The sequence below is a fragment of the Streptomyces sp. NBC_00557 genome, assembly GCF_036345995.1.
In the GTDB taxonomy this organism is placed as follows: domain Bacteria; phylum Actinomycetota; class Actinomycetes; order Streptomycetales; family Streptomycetaceae; genus Streptomyces.
This window is the reverse complement of sequence record NZ_CP107796.1, coordinates 3,224,185-3,244,308: the sequence shown is the minus strand read 5'-3', so window position 1 is coordinate 3,244,308 and position 20,124 is coordinate 3,224,185. Positions and strand designations below refer to the sequence as shown.

Genomic DNA, 20,124 nt, shown 5'->3' with positions numbered 1-20,124 from the left:
TCGCCCGCTGCCGCGTCACGCCACCGTCAGGCCGTCGGCGATCCGGTCCCCGGGAGCAGCGGCTTCGAGGGCCTCGCGTATTCCGGCCGCGACGGCGGGGTGCACGGGCAGGGCGAGATGCCCGATGCCGGTCACCCGGACGTTCTGCGCATCCAGGTCGGGGTGTTCCAGGCAGGCCGACTCCAGCGGCACCATCACGGAGTCCAGGTCGCTCCAGAAGCTGACGAACCGCGTACGGCAGCCGGGCGCAGGCCGGGCCAGCTCCTCGATGACCTGTGAACCGGGCCGCATCTGGCGGACGATCGGATGGGCGTTGGCCAACGGCACCGCGCTGGTACCCGAGTGCGGTGTACCCAGCGTGACCAGGGTGCGCACCCGCAGGTCACCGCCCAGGCACTGGACGTAGTAACGCGCGATCAGGCCGCCGAGGCTGTGCCCCACGATGTCCACCCGGTCGCTGCCGGTGCGCTCGCAGATCTCCTCGACATGCCGGCCGAGCAGCTCGGCGGCGGCGCGTATGTCGCAGGTCAGCGGGGAGTAGTTGAGCGAGACCACCCGCTGCCTGCCGTGCTGGGCGAGGTTGCGGCGCAGGAACACGAACACCGAGCGGTTGTCGATGAAACCGTGCAGCAGCACCACCGGCGGACCCGAGCGGACCGGCAGCTGGGCGGTGCCGTCCTGGGCCGGCAGGGCGGGGGTGCTGCGCTCCTGGGTGAGACCGGTGGGATACAGCAGGAGATGGCCGGCCAGGATCGCGGCTTCCAGGGCGGTCGCCTTCAGCAGCGCCACGGAGATTCCAGCGATTCTGCCGGGCCACAGGCGCCGGCAGAGCGGGAGAAAGAGTGGCAGTACCCCGGTGACCTTCATGGGCCGACCTCCTGTCGGCACGCCGGGGACGGCTCTATCCCCCGTGTGCCCTCATGTCCCACCATGTGATTTCCCCCTCGCTGCGCACCGTAAAACTGCCGGTTGCGGGATGCTGGAGATAACGTTCGTTCACTTGACGACGGGTGGCGGAACGCGCCAAAAGTGCGGTACTTGTCGTTACGGACGGAAGCGATCGCTTCCGTGGTCGTTTGATGGAGGCAGTGATGGGTGTGGCAGCCGGTCCGATCCGCGTGGTGGTGGCCAAGCCGGGGCTCGACGGCCACGATCGCGGGGCCAAGGTCATCGCGCGTGCCCTGCGCGACGCCGGTATGGAGGTCATCTACACCGGACTCCACCAGACGCCGGAGCAGATCGTGGACACCGCCATCCAGGAGGACGCCGACGCGATCGGCCTGTCCATCCTGTCCGGCGCGCACAACACGCTGTTCGCCGCGGTGATCGACCTGCTCAAGGAGCGTGACGCCGAGGACATCCTCGTCTTCGGCGGCGGCATCATCCCGGACGAGGACATCCCGCCGCTGAAGGAGAAGGGCGTCGCGGAGATCTTCACGCCCGGCGCGACGACCGCGTCGATCGTGGAGTGGGTACGGGAGAACGTACGCCAGCCGGCTGCCTCCGGCGGCTGAGCGGGTTCGTGCGGCGGCTGAGTGGGTTCGTGCGGCGGCTGCGCGGGTTCGTGCGGCGGTCGAGCGGGTGGCCGGGGCGGCAGAGCAGGGGTCGCCGACGGTTGACCGGATGCTCTGGGCGCTCCGCCGGGCCGCGCGGCGCCATGCCGCCTGCAGCTCGGCGTCAGGCCGCGCGCAGCGGGTGCCTTCCGCGGTCGAGTGGATGCCCGCGGCGATCGAGCGGGTGTTTCCGGCGGGTGAGCCTGCGGTCCGTTGAGCGGGGGCCAAGGCGCCCGCGGATGCCGGTCCGCGCGCCCCGTCCGGCTTGAACGGCCCGGTCCTCAGCCCTCGGGCGGGTTCCAGGCGGCGGCCGGTGCCAGTTCGGCGGCCATCTCCGCCCTGAGCCGCAAGGTGGTCACCAGTCGCTGGAACGCCTCCGCCCAGTAACCGCCGGCGCCCGGCGCCGCGTCCTCCCGCTCGTCGGGTATCGCCAGCAGCGCCTCCAGCCGGCCGGCCTCCGCGGGATCCAGGCAGCGTTCGGCCAGACCCATCACACCGCTGAAGCTCCACGGGTAACTGCCCGCGTCCCGCGCGATGTTGAGCGCGTCCACGACCGCGCGGCCCAGCGGCGCGGACCAGGGCACCGCGCAGACCCCGAGCAGCTGGAAGGCCTCCGACAGGCCGTGCGTGGCGATGAACCCGGCCACCCACGCCGCCCGTTCCTCCGGCTCCAGGGCCGCCAGCAGCTTCGCGCGCTCCGCCAGCGACACCGCGCCCGGCCCGCCGGCCTCCGGCGCCGACGGCGAACCCAGCAGCGCCCTCGACCACTCGGTGTCCCGCTGCCGTACCGCCGCCCGGCACCAGGCCGCGTGCAGCTCGTCCCGCCAGCCGTCCGCAACCGGCAGCGCCACGATCTCCCGCGCCGTCCGCCCGCCGAGCCGTACCGGCCATGTGCTCAGCGGCGCCGCTTCCACCAACTGCCCCAGCCACCATGACCGTTCCCCTCTGCCCGCGGGAGGTGTGGCCACCACACCGTCGCGCTCCATGCCGGAGTCGCACTCGAGCGGCGCTTCCACCGCGATCGCAGGCGACGGCCCGGTGCGGTCGAGGGCCACACACGCCTGGGCCCGTACGGCCATGCGCGCGGCCAGCGCGGAAGCAGGCAGTGCCGACAGCAACTCGGCCGCCGTCGCCCGCACATTGCGGCTGCGGTCGCTCAGCGCCTGCTCCAGGAACGGCTCGTCGGCGGCGGACAGACCGGTGCGCAGCGAGTCGAGGAACATCAGCCGGTCCTCCGCCCGCTCCGTCGGCCAGGTCGAGGCCAGCAGCTCCCGCGCGAGCGCGGGCGTACGGCTGCGCAGCGCGCCCAGCAGGGCCACGCGCTCGGCGAACAGCCCCTCCTGCCACAGCCGGCGCACCCCTTCGACGTCCTCGGGGCCGGGCAGTGCGGCGCCGCCGCCTGGGGAGGCACGCAGCGCGAAGCGCCATTCCGGGTTCAGCCGGGCCAGCCACAGGGCGCGGGGGCCCGCGAACGCCAGCGCCGCCGGGCGCAGGTCCGTACGGCCCCGGGCCGCGTCCAGCAGGGCGGGCAGCGCCTGCGGCGGCGCCGCGTACCCGTGCGCGTTGGCCGCCGCGAGCCACTGCGGGAGCAGCTCCACGAGGTCCGGTGTGCTGCTCCGGCGGCCGGCCGATCCGCCGCCGGAACGGTCGGCGAGCAGCATGGCGAGTCTGCGGGCCGCCGCGGCGGGCAGGGCCGGGCGCGGGTCCTCGGGCGCCGGTTCGGGCCGGCGCGCGGCTCGCGCGGGCCGCAGCCCGGCCCGCCGCCGTACGGTCGCCACGGCGGCCGCGTCCAGCAGCGCCAGGGGCGCCGCCCGGCCCGACCCGGCGTACGGCACCGGGCGCCGGTCGGTACCGAGGAGGGCGGTGGTGACCAGGTCCTCCCAGGAGATCGCCGGAGCCGTGGCCTGCACGTCGGCCGAGGCCGTCCTGTCCGTCCCGTTCATCGCGTTCCCTTCCTTGCGCGCGTCCGAGGGTAGGTGCCGGTGCCGTCGCTCGGGGGCAGGCGGCCGGCTTCCCTGCTGTGTCCCAGGGGCGCCGGTGCTGTCGTCCGGGGGCAGGGCGGTCGTTTTCCCTGCGTGTGTCCGAGGCGTTGGCGGTGCTGTCGTTCGAGAGCGGTCGTCTTGCCTGCGTGTGTCCGAGGGGAGGTGCCGGTGTTGTCGTTCGGGGGCAGGCGGTCGTCTGCCCTGGTTTGTTCGAGGGGCCGGTGCTGTTCTTTCGTGGTGGAGCGGTCAGCACAGGAGCACCGGCTCGCCCGGGCCCTCCGGCCAGGCCGTGAGGGGAGTGAAGCCGCGGTGGCCGCACTCGCCGAAGACCTTGAGCGGGGCGCCGCCGGACAGGGCGACCAGCCGCCACAGGCCGGGGCGGGAGCGGGCGGCCCGGGTCAGCGGCAGGGCGGAGTCCGTGTCGGCGTCGGCCAGCTGCCACTGGTCGCCGTCCGGGACCGGCACCACGCGGTCCAGCGTCACGGGGACCGACTCCAGCCAGGGGTCGTCACGCAGGGCCGCGCCGTAGCGGGCCGCCGCCTCCGCCGTGCTCGTGCCCGGTGGGCGGAACGCGGCCGGCGCGGGCGGGGCGAACCGCTCACCCAGCACGGAGCGGGACTGACCGGCGCCGGGATAGGCGGACAGCTCCGCGTCCAGGGCCAGGCCGACCGGCAGGTGCAGCTCCGGAGCCCGGCCGGCCGCGCCGTAGGAGAGCAGCAGCCGGGTGCGGCCCGAGGCGGCGCCGTGCAGCCATATCCGGCGGGTCGTCAGTTTCGCGTCCACCGTGTCGTACTGGGCGAGGACCAGCCAGCGGTCGCGCACCGGCGCACCGTCCGCCGCGGTGGGCAGGCCCAGCCGGGAACGGACGGTGGCCGCGAGAGCGTCCGGCAGCTGGGCGCGGCGCAGCCAGCCCTGGTCGAGCAGGTGCAGCAGAGCGCACTCCTCCAGCAGCCGGCCCGGCCAGCCGGCGCCGGATGCCGGGATCGCACCCAACTCCCTGACCCGCGCGGCCAGTCCGGGCGCCTGCGCGTCGACCATGCGGGCCGCCGTCTCGTCCCACAGGCCGTACCCCGCCTGCTCGGCCGCGGCCAGCCCGCCGCGCAGCAGGTCCGCGAGGCGCTGCTCCAGCTCGGTCGCGCCCGCGGTGACCCGCTCGGCCCGGCGCTCGGCCCGCCGCCGCGCCGCCTCCGGATCGGCCTGCCCGCCGCTTCCCGAACCCCCGTCGCCGCGGGCCTGCTGGGACTCGGAGCGTCTGCGTCTGCCCGCGAGCCACTGCTCGGCCCACTCCGGCGGCTCGGCGGAGGCCGGCACCGCGCCGTCGCCGCCCGCCCACAGCAGAAGCAGTCCGAGCGCGTGCTTGCACGGGAACTTACGGCTCGGGCAACTGCACTTGTACGCCGGGCCGGCCGGATCGGCCAGATCGACCACCGTCTGGTACGGCCTGCTGCCGCTGCCCTTGCACAGCCCCCACACCGTCCCCTCTCCGCTGCCCGTCTCCGACCACGGCCCCGCCGTGCCGAGCTTGCCTCCCGCTGTGCGGGACGCGGCGTCAGGCGCCAGTGCCAGCACCTGTTCCGCGGTCCAGCGCACCCCCTGCTCAGTCATGCCTCCGACGGTAGGTCCCGCCACTGACAATCCGTCCGGTGTGGGCGTCTGCGCAGGTCAGAGCGATTGTCAGTGGCGTGGTGCACGGTGGATGCCAGATCCGAACCGGCCGAGCTGGAGGGGGCCTCAGCCATGACCGTGTCCATGGACGCCACGTCCGTCGAACAGCACAGCAACGCTTTGCGGCCGCACGCCGAGCACGCCTTCGCCGACGAACTCGCCGCGCTCGCCGCGCAGGACGACCGGCCGCGCCCGGCGCGCTGGAAGCTGTCGCCGTGGGCCGTGGCGACGTACCTGCTCGGCGGCACCCTGCCGGACGGCACGGTGATCACACCGAAGTACGTGGGCCCGCGCCGGATCATCGAGGTCGCCGTCACCACGCTCGCCACCGACCGCGCCCTGCTCCTGCTCGGCGTGCCCGGCACCGCGAAGACCTGGGTGTCGGAGCATCTGGCGGCCGCGGTCAGCGGCGACTCCACCCTGCTGGTGCAGGGCACGGCCGGCACGCCGGAGGAGGCCATCCGCTACGGCTGGAACTACGCGCAGCTGCTGGCGCACGGACCGAGCCGGGACGCCCTGGTGCCCAGCCCCGTCATGCGCGCCATGGCGGAGGGCATGACGGCCCGCGTCGAGGAACTGACGCGCATTCCGGCCGACGTGCAGGACACGCTGATCACGATCCTCTCCGAGAAGACCCTGCCCATCCCCGAGCTGGGCCAGGAGGTGCAGGCGGTGCGCGGGTTCAACCTGATCGCCACCGCCAACGACCGGGACAGAGGGGTCAACGACCTCTCCAGCGCCCTGCGCCGCCGCTTCAACACGGTGGTGCTGCCGCTGCCGGAGAGCGCCGACGCCGAGGTCGACATCGTCACCCGGCGGGTCGAGCAGATCGGCCGCTCCCTCGACCTGCCGGCCGCGCCCGACGGCATCGAGGAGATCCGCCGGGTCGTGACCGTCTTCCGCGAGCTGCGCGACGGCGTCACCGCCGACGGCCGCACCAGACTGAAGTCGCCCAGCGGCACGCTGTCCACGGCCGAGGCGATCTCCGTCGTCACCAGCGGACTTGCCCTGTCCGCGCACTTCGGCGACGGCGTGCTGCGGCCGGGCGACGTCGCCGCCGGCATCCTCGGCGCCGTCGTGCGCGATCCGGCGGCCGACCGGGTCGTCTGGCAGGAGTACCTGGAGACCGTCGTCCGCGAGCGCGAGGGATGGACGGACTTCTACCGCGCGTGCCGGGAGGCCGGCGCATGACCGACGACGCTCGCCGGCCCGGGATCCACCACTCCGGGCCGCTCCTGCTGGGCGTGCGGCACCACGGGCCCGGTTCCGCCCGGGCGGTGCGTAGCGCTCTGGACGCCGCCCGGCCCGCTGCCGTCCTCGTCGAGGGGCCGCCCGAGGCCGACGCGCTGATCCCGCTCGCCGCCGACCCCGGCCTGCGGCCCCCGGTCGCCCTCCTCGCCCACGCCGTGGACGAGCCGGGCCGCTCGGCGTTCTGGCCGTTCGCCGAGTTCAGCCCCGAATGGGTGGCGATCCGCTGGGCCGTGGAACACGGCGTCCCGGCCCGCTTCATCGATCTTCCGGCCACCCACACGCTGGCCTGGGAACCGGAGGACGCCGAGGCCGGGTTCCCCGCCGACCCCGGCTCGCCCGCCGGACCCGCAGCACAGGGGACCGAGCCGGAGCGGCGGCACGCCGACGCCGGCGGGAAGGGCGAGGACAGCGAGGAGAGCGGGGTGGCCGACGCCGGGCGGAAGGGCGAGGACAGCGGGGGAGCCGGCGCCGGGCGGGAAGGCGACACCGACCGGAACGCCGGTGCCGGACGGGAGGGTGACACCGAGCGGCACGCCGACAACGGCCGGGCACCTGCCGAGCAGGTGCGGGTCGACCCGCTGGCCGTGCTCGCCGAAGCCGCGGGGTACGACGATCCCGAACGCTGGTGGGAGGACGTCGTCGAGCACCGGGGCCCGGCCGACCGGGACCCCCTCGCCCCCTTCGCCGCCCTGGAAGAGGCCATGGGCGCGCTCCGTGAGCGGTACGGCACCGGCGGGCACTCCCGGGACCTGGTCCGCGAGGCCCACATGCGGCTCCGGCTGCGGGCCGCGCGCAAGGAGTTCGGCGAGGAGGTGGCCGTCGTCTGCGGGGCCTGGCATGTGCCCGCACTGCGCGAGAGGACCACCGTCACCGCCGACCGGGCGCTGCTGAAGGGGCTGCCCAAGGTCAAGGCCGATCTGACCTGGGTGCCGTGGACCCACCGCAGGCTCGCCCGGTCCAGCGGATACGGCGCGGGCATCGACTCGCCGGGCTGGTACGGCCATCTGTTCCACGCCCCCGACCGGCCGGTCGAGCGGTGGCTGACCCAGGTGGCGCGGCTGCTTCGGGAGGAGGACCGGATGGTGTCCTCCGCCCATGTCATCGAGGCCGTCCGGCTCGCAGGGACGCTGGCGGCGCTGCGCGGCCGCCCGTTGCCGGGGCTGAGCGAGACCACCGACGCCGTGCGCGCGGTGATGTGCGACGGCTCGGACGTGCCGCTGGCGCTGGTGCGCGACCGGCTGGTGGTCGGGGACGTCCTCGGCGAGGTCCCGGAGTCGGCCCCCGCGGTGCCGCTGCAGCGCGACCTGGCCCGGCAGCAGCGTTCCCTGCGCCTCAAACCCGAGGCGCCGGAACGGGAGTTGGAGCTGGACCTGCGCGGTGACACCGACGCCGGCCGCAGCAGGCTGCTGCACCGGCTCCGGCTCCTCGGTATCGGCTGGGGCGAGCCCGCGCGGTCTCGGGGGAGCACGGGCACGTTCCGGGAGACCTGGCGGCTGTGCTGGGAGCCGGAGCTGTCGGTGCGGGTGGCCGAGGCGGGGGTCTGGGGGACGACCGTGCTGGGCGCGGCGCAGGCCAAGGCCGAGGCGGACGCGACGGCCGCAAGCACCCTCGCCGACGTCACCGCGCTCGCCGAGCAGTGCCTGCTCGCCGGGCTGCCGGATGCCCTGCCCGTGGTCATGCGGGTGCTCGCCGACCGGGCCGCGCTCGACACCGACGTCGGCCATCTCGCCCAGGCCCTGCCCGCCCTGGTCCGCGCCCTGCGCTACGGCGACGTGCGCGGCACCGGCACCGGCGCGCTGACCGGCGTCGCCGCGGGCCTCGCCGAACGCGTCTTCGTCGGCCTGCCCCCAGCCTGTACCTCGCTCGACACGGACGCGGCGCAGGAGATGCGCGCCCATGTGGACGCGGTGCACACGGCGGTGAGCCTGCTGACCGAGACACCCGCCGGGGCACGCGGCGGTGCGGGGCCGAGCAGAGGAACGGGCGCGGGCACCGGCACCGGGGCGGGGGCGGATGCCGGCTCGGGGGCGGGCGAGCGTGCCGGTGGCGCGCGTGGTGCCGAGGACGGCGGAGCTGGTCCCGACGTCACCCTCGGCCTGGGGGCCGGTGCCGGTGCGGAGGGTGCGGACGGTCTCTTCGGCCCCGGTGCCGGGGCGGTTGCCGGTGGTGCCGGTCGCGGTGCCGGGCGGGGGGATCTGCGGGACCGGTGGCGGGGAGTGCTGCGGACCTTGTCACTGCGCGACACCGTGCCCGGTGTGCTGCGGGGGCGCGCGGTGCGGTTGCTGTTGGACGACGGTGGGCTGGGGCCCGAGGAGGCGGCGCGGCTCATGGGGTTGGCGCTGTCGCCGGGGACACCGTCCGCCGACGCGGCCGCCTGGATCGAGGGGTTCGTCGGCGGCGGGGGCGGGCTGCTGCTGGTGCACGACGAGCGGCTGCTCGGGCTGGTGGACAGCTGGCTGACCGGGGTGTCGGCGGAGGCGTTCACCGACGTACTGCCGCTGCTGCGCCGCACGTTCGCGGCGTACGACCCGGGGGTGCGCAGAACGCTCGGCGAACTGGTCCGGCGCGGGCCCGGCTTCCGGGCGTCCGGCGGGGCAGCGCACGGCACGGTCACACCCGGCTTCGCCCCCGAACCGGACGCCGAACGCGCCGACGCCGTACTCCCGGTGCTGAGCCTGCTGCTCGGACTGGAGGACCCGGCCGCGTCCGAGCCGGCGCAACGAAACACCGGCGAGCGAGCCCCGGCCCTGCGTGACTCGGTTCTGCGTGACTCGGTGCTGCGTGGTCCGGCCGGTGGGAGTGGCTCGGTAGAGAGGAGGCGGGCCGGGCGGGTTGGGGCCCGTGGGGGCGTGATCGACGACGACAGCTTGCGGGGGTGAGGGCATGACGGACGAGGCGATGGCGGTGGGCGGCGCCGATGCGGCGGCGGAGCGGCTGCGGCGGTGGCGGCTGGTGCTCGGCGGCGACCAGGCAGACGGCACCGGATGCGCGCTGTCCGGCAGGGACGCGGCGATGGACGGCACGCTCGCCGCGCTCTACGGCAGGGGTGACAAGTCGCAGGCGGGGCGGGACCGTTCGGCGGGGCTCGGCGCCTCCGCGCCGTCCGTGGCGCGCTGGCTCGGGGACATCCGCACCTACTTCCCGTCCTCCGTGGTCCAGGTCATGCAGCGCGACGCCATCGACCGGCTCGGCCTCGCCTCCCTGCTGCTGGAACCGGAGATGCTCGAGGCGGTGGAGGCGGACGTCCATCTGGTCGGCACGCTGCTGTCGCTGAACAAGGCGATGCCGGAGACGACGAGGGAGACGGCGCGCGTGGTCGTGCGCAAGGTCGTCGACGACCTGGAGAAGCGGCTCGCGAACCGCACCCGGGCCACCCTCACCGGTGCCCTCGACCGCAGCGCGCGGATCGCCCGCCCGCGCCACCACGACATCGACTGGAACCGCACCATCACGGCCAACCTCAAGCACTATCTGCCCGAGTACCGCACGGTCGTGCCCGAACGGCTCATCGGATACGGGCGGGCCGCGCGGTCCGTGAAGAAGGAGGTCGTGCTCTGCATCGACCAGTCGGGGTCGATGGCGGCGTCCGTGGTCTACGCGTCCGTGTTCGGTGCGGTCCTCGCTTCCATGCGGTCGATCAGCACCCGGCTGGTCGTCTTCGACACGGCGGTCGTCGACCTCACCGACCAGCTCGACGACCCTGTCGACGTCCTCTTCGGCACCCAACTGGGCGGCGGCACGGACATCAACCGGGCGCTGGCCTACTGCCAGTCGCAGATCACCCGGCCCGCCGAGACCGTGGTCGTGCTGATCAGCGACCTCTACGAGGGCGGGATCAGGGACGAGATGCTCAAGCGGGTGGCGGCGATGAAGGCGTCCGGAGTGCAGTTCGTGGCGCTGCTCGCCCTGTCCGACGAGGGTGCGCCGGCGTACGACCGGGAGCACGCGGCCGCGCTCGCCGCACTCGGCGCACCCGCCTTCGCCTGTACGCCCGACCTGTTCCCCGAGGTCATGGCGGCCGCACTGGAGAAGCGGCCGCTGCCGATACCGGACACGGCGTGACGCCGGTCATGAAAGGGCAGGGAAAGGGGACATGACTACCCATCGGTAACAGGGGGCTTGCGCGGCCTCGGGCGGGCCGTGCGAGGATCGGCGGAGCCCGTGTCGTACCGAGCCAGGATGTCCAGCTCCTTGACCTTCCCAGCAGCCCTCCTCGGCACCACCGTGCGCGTGCTGCGTACGGCGGCCGGGCGGCGTGCGCTCCACCTGGTGCTGCTGGTCGGCGGGCTGTTCGCGCTGGGCTTCCTCTGCGGCGAGCAGGCGCACGCGGCCGACGGAAGCACGCTTCCGGCGCAGGTGACCTCTGCTGCGGGACGGCCCGGGCCGAGCGGATACACGGACCCGGCGCGGGCGGCACACGCCGTCCGCGCGGCAGGCGCGCAACCGTCCGTCCATGGCGCGGGTGCGGTGCAGGCCGTGCAAGGCCCGGGTGCGGTGCAGGTCGTCCATGGCGTATCTGCGGCGCGGGCGGTTCGCGCGGTGCGGCCGGTGCGGACGGTCGGTGAGCGGCTCTCCGGTCCTGTCGTCCGCAGGGTCGGCCTGCGGGCAGCCATCCCCGTGCACGCCGTCGGCTCGGTGCGTGATTCCGTGCGCGAGGTGCTCACCGTCGTCTCCGGGTCCGTCGAGGAGGCGGCCGGCCGAGCCGTCTCCGGGCAGCCCCGGACCACCGCACCCACGCTGCCCCTGCCCGACCTCGCTCCCGTCACGGACGTGCCCGTCCAGGCGGCGCCGGAACCGGCGTCCGTGCCGCCCGGCAAGCAGGGGGACGCCGACGCGGTGGTGTCCGCTCCGGCGGAGGAGAGGGAACGGCACGCAGGTGCCGGGGGTCGTGCGGTCGTCGGCGCACCGGTACCGGCCGTCGCGTACGGCCCGGGGGACACGGAGGTGCGGCAGCCGGTGGCGTACACCGGCGCGCGGCACGACTCCGTCGCCGCCGCGGGTGGCCCCGAGCGGCCCGCGCCGACCGGGGACCCGGACGGCGTGCTGGGCAAGCAGGCAGCTGACGGCAGCGCGCCTCGGCACGGGGACGCGCACGCGGTGACCCCCGGCGACCGGGGGTCGCTGCGGCTCGCGTCCGGCGCCACCGCGGGCGTCGACGCGCCCCGCACCCGGGAACGGCACCGGGACATCCCGGTCTTCCCCGGCTAGGCAGCAGGGCCGACCACCCCGCCACACCCCGTGGCGCGGGGCGGCACCGGCCCGCCGGCCGTCCGGCCCACCTCGCTGATCCGGGGGATCCGTGGCCACGGCAGCCCTTCATCACGGCACCGTGCTCACCCTCACCCCATCCGTGTTCGCGTCATGCGGTTCCGCCCTCTGCGTCCACGTGATCAGCGCACAGCGGGCTCCGGACGGCCCCAGCCGATTCCAGTCGATTTCCAGCCGTTTCCGGCGTTCTTCAAAGGACTTGACGCACGCAATGAACAAGAACATCCGTCGTTCGATCGTGATAGCCGCCGGTGTGACCGGTGCGTGGGCGCTCGGCCCGGCCGTCGCCAGCGCCGACGAACTGTCCACCGGCTCGGTGTCCGTTCCGGATGCGGGCAGCGACTCGGTCGCCGGCACGGTCGACGGCGTCCTCACCGGCGTCCACGACACCGTCTCCGGCGTCCAGAACGCCGTCGGGCACACGGTCTCCGGGCTGACCGGCGCGTCCGACACGTCCGGCGTGTCCGGCACCTCCGGCTCGATCGCCTCCCTTACGTCCACCGTCTCGAGCACCACTGCATCGAGCACCACGGCCCAGGCCACGCAGCCCGCGAAAACGGCGGCGCACACCGCGGCCGGCGTCACCGGCACCGGCGCGCAGGCCCGCCGCTCCGCCGGTGCCGAGGTCCCGGCCGCCGCGAAGATCCGGGGCGCCGAGGCCGTCCGGGGCGCTCAGGCGGCCCGCAGGGCGCAGGCCCGTGTCCAGGCCGACGGTACGCAGGTCACGGTCCACGCCGACCGGGTCTCCGGCAACGCCGCGCAGGCCGCCTCGGGCGCCTCCCACGCCGTCCTCCACGCCGTCACCCACGACGCCCAGGACGTGATCGACTATCTCTTCGGACCGCTGTCCTCCTTCGCCCCGGAGGTGGAGGAGGCCCTGGCCGCCGCCCAGACCAAGCTCCAGGCCACCCAGACGGCCGCCCGCCTCAAGGCGCAGGGCGTCGAGGGCGCCGTACGGACCACGGCGCAGCGGACCGTCGCCGGTGCGCAGGGCCGGACCGCGGGCACCGCGAACGCCGTCGGCGGCACCACCGCCGGGGCGACCGGCGCGGCCGAGGCCTCGGTCGCCGGTGTGCCCGGGCGGATCACCGGTACGGCCGCGGGCGTCGAGGAGCGGGTCGTCGGCACGGTCCGGACGGTGCCCGGTGCGGTCACCCCGGTGGTGGACGCGGCGGTGGACGAGACGGCCGCCGAGGCCGTCCCGCCGGTGGCCGCCACGGCGGTGAACGGCGCGGCGCCCGTCGCCGGGCAGACGGTGACGGGGACGCGGGGCACGGCCGTACACGCGGCGACGGGCGCGTACGACGCGGCCCAGGGCGCCGTCTCCGGCGTGCACGCGGTGGCCGGGGGCGCCGCGGGCGGGGCGCTGGGCGTGGCGGAGGAAGCGGCATGGGGTGGCTACGGGACCGCGCAGGACGCCGTGTCCGGCGGCTACGGGACCGCCGGGGCTGTCGGCCACCGGGTGCACGGGGTCGCCGAGGGCGCCGTCGGTGGCGTGCGGCCGGTGGCCGCCGGTGCGGTGGTGTACGCCGACGGGCCCGCCGGGCAGGTCGCGCAGGACGCCGCGGACGCGGTACTGCCGCCGGCGGCCTCCGAAGCCGTGCACGGAGTCGTGCCGGTCGCCGGACGGGCCGGCGCCGACGCCGGTGCCCTCGGTCACGGCGCGGCCGACGGCATCCGCTCCTTCACGACGGGCACCGCCGCCGCAGCAGCGCCGCTCGCGCACGGCGTGACCGCGCGGGCCGACGCCTTCGCGGGCGACCTGACCCCCGGGGCCGGCACCTTGGCACAGGACGTGACCGCGCAGACCACCGCCTTCGCGGACGACCTGACCCCCCGGACCGGCCCCTTGGCACACGACGTGGCCGGGGAGACCACCGCCCTGGCGGACGGCGTGAGCGCGGAGACCACCGCCCTCGCGGGCGGTGTGACCGCGCGGGCCGACGCCTTCGCGGACGGGGTGACCGCCCGGACCGTCCCTTTCGCGGACGGCGAGACGGCCCGGACCACCACCTTCGCGCAGGGCGTGACCGCCCGGACCACCCCCTTCGCCGCAGGGCTCACCGGCCGGGTACCGGCCTTCGCCGCCGGAGTCGCCGGTGCGGCCGGGCCGATTGGTGAGGGGGCCGGCGGCTTCGCGTACGGCCTCGGCGGGACGGTCCGGGACGCCGGTGTCCCGCTCGCCGGGCATGCCGTGGGCGGGGCCGAGGGGGTCGCCCGTGCGGCCGTACCCGCGTACCTGCACGAGGCGTACCAGGACGTCCACGCGGACGTACCCGCGGACCACCCTTACGGGGTGCAGGACCCCGGGCAGGGCATGCGGTACCAGGGCTGAACGCCCTCAACCTCTCCGCGGGGTGTCCGGAGCCGGACGGCCGAATGCCGTCGGCGCGTCCGGCCGGGGGCCCGCGGCACGGGCGGGTGGTCCCCATTGGGGTGGGGATCAACCGCCCCGGCCCCGGATCCACCGGGGCCGCCCAGAGGCCTCACCGGGTCAACCCCAGCCCGGTGAGGCCTCGCACACCCGCCGATCGCGGCACGCCGTGCCAGCAAAACCGGCATCATGTGACAGGTATCACCGCTCGGGTGTGACCCTCGATTTAGGGAGCCCCCGCAAGCGGCGATAACCTGCGAGACGGACATGCCGCGCGCTCGGACACCGTGTGCGCCTCCCTTGTGACAAGCGGACGTCACGTTGCCCTTCGCGGCACGCCCACGCATCCAACGAACCGCGAGATCACTGATAGGGACGGAAGCGCGTGGACCTGTTCGAGTACCAGGCGAGGGACCTCTTCGCCAAGCACGATGTACCGGTGCTGGCCGGTGAAGTCATCGACACGCCTGAGGCGGCGCGCGAGATCACCGAGCGTCTGGGCGGCAAGTCCGTCGTCAAGGCGCAGGTGAAGGTCGGTGGCCGCGGTAAGGCCGGTGGCGTGAAGCTGGCCGCCAGCCCGGACGAGGCCGTCGCCCGCGCGACCGACATCCTCGGCATGGACATCAAGGGCCACACGGTCCACAAGGTCATGATCGCGGAGACGGCCCCCGAGATCCTCGAGGAGTACTACGTCTCCTTCCTCCTCGACCGCGCCAACCGCACCTTCCTCTCCATCGCCTCCGTCGAGGGCGGCATGGAGATCGAGGAGGTCGCGGCCACCCGCCCCGAGGCCGTCGCGAAGATCGCGATCGACGCCATCGACGGTGTGGACAAGGCCAAGGCGCAGGAGATCGTGGCCGCCGCCAAGTTCCCGGCCGAGGTCGCGGACAAGGTCGCGGACGTCCTCGTGAAGCTGTGGGACGTCTTCATCAAGGAAGACGCCCTGCTCGTCGAGGTCAACCCGCTGGCCAAGGTCGCCTCCGGCGACGTCATCGCCCTCGACGGCAAGGTGTCGCTCGACGACAACGCCGAGTTCCGTCACCCCGAGTTCGAGGCGCTCCACGACAAGGCCGCGGCCAACCCGCTCGAGGCCGCCGCCAAGGAGAAGAACCTCAACTACGTCAAGCTCGACGGCGAGGTCGGCATCATCGGCAACGGCGCCGGTCTCGTCATGAGCACCCTGGACGTCGTCGCGTACGCCGGTGAGAAGCACGGTGGCGTCAAGCCCGCCAACTTCCTGGACATCGGCGGCGGCGCCTCCGCCCAGGTGATGGCGAACGGCCTGGAGATCATCCTGGGCGACCCGGACGTCAAGTCCGTCTTCGTGAACGTCTTCGGTGGCATCACCGCCTGCGACGAGGTCGCCAACGGCATCGTGCAGGCCCTGAAGCTGCTGGAGGACCGCGGCGAGAAGGTCGAGAAGCCGCTCGTCGTCCGCCTCGACGGCAACAACGCCGAGCTGGGCCGGAAGATCCTCACGGACGCCAACCACCCGCTGGTGCAGCGCGTCGACACCATGGACGGCGCGGCCGACAAGGCCGCCGAGCTGGCCGCCGCCAAGTAAGCACGAGGACGAGGACTCAACACCACCATGGCTATCTGGCTCAACAAGGACAGCAAGGTCATCGTCCAGGGCATGACCGGCGCCACCGGCATGAAGCACACCAAGCTCATGCTCGGTGACGGCACGAACGTCGTGGGCGGCGTGAACCCGCGCAAGGCGGGTCAGACCGTGGACTTCGACGGCACCGAGGTACCCGTCTTCGGCACCGTCAAGGAGGCCATCGAGAAGACCGGCGCCAACGTCTCCGTCATCTTCGTGCCGGAGAAGTTCACCAAGGACGCGGTCGTCGAGGCCATCGACGCCGAGATCCCGCTGGCCGTCGTCATCACCGAGGGCATCGCCGTGCACGACACGGCGTCCTTCTGGGCGTACGCCGGCAAGAAGGGCAACAAGACCCGCATCATCGGCCCGAACTGCCCCGGCATCATCACCCCGGGCCAGTCGAACGTCGGCATCATCCCGGGCGACATCACCAAGCCGGGCCGCATCGGCCTGGTCTCGAAGTCGGGCACGCTGACGTACCAGATGATGTACGAGCTGCGGGACATCGGCTTCTCCACGGCCGTCGGCATCGGTGGCGACCCGATCATCGGCACCACGCACATCGACGCCCTCGCCGCGTTCCAGGACGACCCCGAGACCGAGCTGATCGTGATGATCGGTGAGATCGGCGGTGACGCCGAGGAGCGTGCGGCCGCGTTCATCAAGGAGAACGTGACCAAGCCGGTCGTCGGCTACGTCGCGGGCTTCACCGCGCCCGAGGGCAAGACCATGGGTCACGCCGGCGCCATCGTCTCCGGCTCCTCCGGCACCGCACAGGCCAAGAAGGAGGCCCTGGAGGCCGCGGGCGTCAAGGTCGGCAAGACCCCGACCGAGACGGCGAAGCTGGCCCGCGAGATCCTGGGCGGCTGAGCTTCCTGACAGCGTCCGGCCTCTGAACCGACGCCCGGCAGGCCCGTTCCCCGCGGTGGGGACGGGCCTGCCGCCGTTCCACCCGGGGCCGCACCGTGCCACCGCCCCGCCTCCGGCCGCCTCGCCTCCGGCCGGCCCAGCTTCCGTCGCCCCGCCTCCGGCCGGCCCAGTTTCCGTCGCCTCGGCTCCCGTCGGTTCAGCACCCACCGGTCCGGACTGAGTCCGCGTCAGCGGCCGGGCCCGGCCGCGGTGTCGTCGTTCACCCTGCCGAGCGAAATAGAACATAAAACTATATTGAGCGACACTTCGGAGGCTCACCTGTTACCACGGGATATCGGGTGTCATTGGGAGCATGGCGTGCGTGATCCTGAAGACCGCTCGCCAACCGTCGCTGTCACCTCTGCTGACCCGGATGCGGGACCGCGAGCCCGGGCTGGCCGCGAGCCTGCTGGGCGGTGCCGTCGCGGCCGGGCTCGGGTTCGGCTCGTTCGCCGTGCTGGTGATGGTGCTGTGGGTCAGCTCGCCGTATCCCGACAGCGGGCCCAGCGGCGCGCTGCACATCGCCGCCGCGCTGTGGCTGCTGGCCCACGGCGTCGAACTCCTGCGCACCGACACGCTTTCCGGCACACCCATGCCGGTCGGGGTGACCCCGCTGCTGCTCATGCTGCTGCCCGTGTGGCTGGTGTACCGGGCGGCCCGGGTCGCGGTGGACGCGCCCGAGGACCCCGACGGCCCGCCGCCCGTGCCGGCGCAGACGGCGTGCACGGGCGTCGTCCTCGGCTACCTCGGCGTCGGCTGCGCGATCGCGCTGTACTGCTCGGGCGGCGAACTGCGGCCCCAGTGGCTCTGGGTGACAGCCTGTCTGCCGCTGGTCGCGACCGGCGCGGCGGCGGCCGGGGTGTGGGCGGCGTACGGCTGTCCGCGCGAGCCGGTGCTCGGCGCGCTGGCGGTACTGCCGGGGTCGGTGCGGCGGCTGGTGTTCGGCGGGGACGAACGGGCCCGGCTCGGTACGGCCGTACGGGCCGGCGGCGCCGCCGTGGCGGTGCTCCTCGGCGGCGGGGCGCTGCTGCTCGCGGTGTCGCTGGTGTGGCACGGCGGCGCGGCGCGGGCGTCCTTCCTCCAGCTGACGGAGGGGTGGACGGGACGGTTCGCCGTCCTTCTGCTCGGCGTCGCGCTGATCCCCAACGCGGCGGTCTGGGCGGCGTCCTACGGGCTCGGCACCGGCTTCTTCCTCGGCGCGGGTCACCCGGTGGACCCGTTCGCCTCCCATCCGGCGCCGCTGCTGCCGCCGTTCCCGCTGCTGGCGGCGGTGCCGGACGCCGGCGCCGGGACACCGCCGAACTGGGCGGCGGCACTGGTGCCGGTGGCGGCAGGTGTGACGGCGGGGTGGTTCGTGGCGCGGGGCGCGGTGAAGCGGCCGGCGCCGGGCGCGACGGCGTCGGCCCGCTGGTCCGCCTCCCGCACCGCCGGGGTCATGCTGCTCACGGCCACGCTCTGCGCTACGGCGTTCGCCCTGCTCGCCTGCATGGCAGGCGGCCCCCTGGGCGTCTCGGCGCTGGCCCGCTTCGGGCCGGTGTGGTGGCAGGCCGGGGGAGCGGTGGGGGCCTGGACGGCCGTGTCCGGGATGCCGGTGGCGCTGACCGTACGGTTGTGGCGCGTGTGGAGGCTGCGGAAACCGGGCGGGGACATCCCCTCGCAGGGGGCGCGGACGGGGGCGGCGGCGAGCGCCGGTAACCCGAAGGCTCACGGGAAGGCCGGTGACCCGGCGACGACCAAGGACCCGGCGAAGACCAAGGATGCGCTGAAGACCGAGGACGCCGTGAGGGCCAAGGACCCGGCGAGGGCGAACGACGCGGTGACGGCGGAGAACGAGGCCGAGCCGCAGAGCGGTGCCAGGCCCGGGCGCGACACCGGGCCGGCGGACCCGGGCGAGGCCGAGGAGGCGGGCCGGGCGGCCGACGGGAGCGGCGAGCCCAGGGGCACGCACGCGGACAACGGCACGCAGGGCAACGGCACGCAGGGCAAACGCACGCGGCCGGGCGGCGGCAAGGACGCGGACACGGGCAGCAGCTCCACCGCCCGACCGCAGACCATGACCGAGGACGACGAGTCGTACGACGCCCTCCCGGCCGACGACGCGTTCCCCTCGGACTGGCACGACGACCTGGCCCGCGCCTCCCGCTGGGCGGCCCTGCGGAAGGCCGCGGCCACACCCGAGCCGCCGGCCCCCTGGCCAGGCCCCGGCCTCACCGAGCCCTCGCCGGGCGCCCCGGAACCCCCTGACACGGCCGGTTGACCGGCTGACCGCCCGCATCCCTGCCGCATCTCACGGCGCCGGCGCGCGGCCCGGCGCCCGGTGGGCCTCAGCTGTTCCCGGTCCCCAGCACCCCGCGCAGCTCCTGCGGCAGCAGCCGGTCGCAGGACTGTTTCGCCTCGTGGGTGAGGGCGTCGTTCACGCAGGTGTAGTAGTCGCGGTAGACGAACTGGACCGTGAAGGTCGACGCCACCAGGACCAGGGCCAGACCCGCGGTGACCAGCCCGCCGACCGCCGCCGTCACCTGGGGACGGGCCGGAGCCGCCGCCGGCGCGGGCGCCGGGGTGTCCGGGTCGGGCCGGCGCGGCTTGGCGCGCAGGGCGCTGGCGCCCCAGTACACGGCCAGCGCGCCCAGCAGCAGGGCTACGTACGGCCAGCTGAACAGGGCGAAGAAGACGGCCCACATGCCGGATAGCAGGGCGTAGCGCGCGCGGCGCTGTGCGGGGTCGGTCGGGTCCCAGCGCATACCGGATCCGGCCGGTCCGCCGGGGCCGCCCTGCGGACCGCCGCCGGGCCGCTCGCCGAAGCCACCCGGCCGTTCACCGAAGCCGCCGGGGGAGCGGCCGGGCTGGCGGTCGCTCCACTGGCTGCCCCACGGGGAGCCGCCCTGCCCCTGGCCGGAGCCCTGCGACCCCTCGGGGTGGCGGGGCCGCCACGGCTGGTCCGGCGTGCCCTCGGGCGGCGGCGCGAAGGGATTGTCGTCCTGAGACCCACCGGGCCCGCCGGCTCCGCCGGAACCCGGACGCCCACCGGCGCCGCCCTGTCCGCCAGGCCCACCGTGTTCTCCAGGCCCACCAGGACTGCCATACCCGCCGGAACCGCCGGCCCCGCCGGAACCGTCAGGTCCACCCTGCCCCTGCCCGGCACCTCCCTGCGCCCCCGCTCCCGTCTCCGTCGGCGGCGCCGGGCGCTCCCGCAGCAGCGCGAAGCCGCGCTCGCCTCCCTGGGACGGAGTCGGCGGGAACGTGCGGAGTCGCAGGCTGCGATCGGGCATGAAAAGAGCGTCTTCCCCTAGGCGAATACGGCAGTGAACACGGCAGTCCTCATTGGGCTCCACCCCGACAACGTGTCGTACCGCCACCGCGTTCCCGAGGCCGCCCTCCGTGATTCCCTGCGAACGCTACCTTCCGGCCACGCCCCCGTCCCGTGGGGGTCTTCCCGTGTGCCGGTATCGTTGCTGACGGTCGGCCGCTTCGTAGACTTCCCTGTATCGAGGGGCGCGAAGCATTCGTATGAATGCA

At 74.5% G+C, this 20,124-nt stretch carries 13 protein-coding genes; 9 read left to right on the top strand and 4 right to left on the bottom strand.

Annotated features, from left to right (window positions below; all coding sequences use genetic code 11):
- Nucleotides 1–15 precede the first annotated feature (15 nt).
- Complete coding sequence (locus OG956_RS13625) at nt 16–867, bottom strand: esterase/lipase family protein (protein ID WP_330338251.1); 852 nt, start codon at nt 865–867, stop codon at nt 16–18.
- A 224-nt stretch (nt 868–1,091) separates the two neighbouring features.
- Here OG956_RS13625 and OG956_RS13620 point away from each other — a divergent pair, with 224 nt between their 5' ends.
- Nucleotides 1,092–1,514, top strand: coding sequence for a cobalamin B12-binding domain-containing protein (locus tag OG956_RS13620; protein ID WP_330338250.1), 423 nt, complete (start codon nt 1,092–1,094; stop codon nt 1,512–1,514).
- Between the two features lie 320 nt (nt 1,515–1,834).
- Here the strand turns inward: OG956_RS13620 and OG956_RS13615 are convergent, their stop codons facing one another.
- Together OG956_RS13615 and OG956_RS13610 are read right to left on the bottom strand one after the other, a co-directional pair.
- Entirely contained in the window at nt 1,835–3,496 is a 1,662-nt protein-coding gene (locus tag OG956_RS13615) for a DUF5691 domain-containing protein (RefSeq protein WP_330338249.1), read from the bottom strand.
- 285 nt (nt 3,497–3,781) lie between these two features.
- Complete coding sequence (locus OG956_RS13610; protein WP_330338248.1) at nt 3,782–5,140, bottom strand: SWIM zinc finger family protein; 1,359 nt, start codon at nt 5,138–5,140, stop codon at nt 3,782–3,784.
- A 132-nt stretch (nt 5,141–5,272) separates the two neighbouring features.
- On the opposite strand from OG956_RS13610, the gene OG956_RS13605 reads away from it, so the two are divergent.
- The 8 genes from OG956_RS13605 to OG956_RS13570 all read left to right on the top strand — a co-directional run bounded on the left by OG956_RS13605 (nt 5,273) and on the right by OG956_RS13570 (nt 18,865).
- A complete protein-coding gene (locus tag OG956_RS13605) occupies nt 5,273–6,391 on the top strand; it encodes an ATP-binding protein (protein WP_330338247.1) in 1,119 nt (372 codons plus the stop codon).
- Nucleotides 6,388–9,330: a DUF5682 family protein gene (locus tag OG956_RS13600; protein ID WP_330338246.1), complete on the top strand. Its 2,943-nt coding sequence runs from the start codon at nt 6,388–6,390 to the stop codon at nt 9,328–9,330. Before OG956_RS13605 ends, OG956_RS13600 begins: the two co-directional genes overlap by 4 nt.
- A gap of 19 nt (nt 9,331–9,349) precedes the next feature.
- Nucleotides 9,350–10,513: a VWA domain-containing protein gene (locus OG956_RS13595; RefSeq protein WP_330342830.1), complete on the top strand. Its 1,164-nt coding sequence runs from the start codon at nt 9,350–9,352 to the stop codon at nt 10,511–10,513.
- Between the two features lie 117 nt (nt 10,514–10,630).
- Nucleotides 10,631–11,659, top strand: coding sequence for a hypothetical protein (locus tag OG956_RS13590; RefSeq protein ID WP_330338245.1), 1,029 nt, complete (start codon nt 10,631–10,633; stop codon nt 11,657–11,659).
- Nucleotides 11,660–11,930: 271 nt separating this feature from the next.
- The gene (locus OG956_RS13585) at nt 11,931–14,054 is read left to right on the top strand and encodes a hypothetical protein (RefSeq protein WP_330338244.1); all 2,124 of its coding nucleotides are present in this window, start codon (nt 11,931–11,933) and stop codon (nt 14,052–14,054) included.
- 424 nt (nt 14,055–14,478) lie between these two features.
- Complete coding sequence (gene sucC, locus OG956_RS13580; RefSeq protein ID WP_330338243.1) at nt 14,479–15,657, top strand: ADP-forming succinate--CoA ligase subunit beta; 1,179 nt, start codon at nt 14,479–14,481, stop codon at nt 15,655–15,657.
- A 27-nt stretch (nt 15,658–15,684) separates the two neighbouring features.
- Nucleotides 15,685–16,569, top strand: a complete 885-nt coding sequence (gene sucD / locus OG956_RS13575) for a succinate--CoA ligase subunit alpha (protein ID WP_330338242.1) — start codon at nt 15,685–15,687, stop codon at nt 16,567–16,569.
- Nucleotides 16,570–16,921: 352 nt separating this feature from the next.
- Nucleotides 16,922–18,865, top strand: a complete 1,944-nt coding sequence (locus OG956_RS13570; protein ID WP_330338241.1) for a cell division protein PerM — start codon at nt 16,922–16,924, stop codon at nt 18,863–18,865.
- 67 nt (nt 18,866–18,932) lie between these two features.
- Here the strand turns inward: OG956_RS13570 and OG956_RS13565 are convergent, their stop codons facing one another.
- Nucleotides 18,933–19,877, bottom strand: coding sequence for a hypothetical protein (locus tag OG956_RS13565; protein WP_330338240.1), 945 nt, complete (start codon nt 19,875–19,877; stop codon nt 18,933–18,935).
- Nucleotides 19,878–20,124 lie beyond the last annotated feature (247 nt).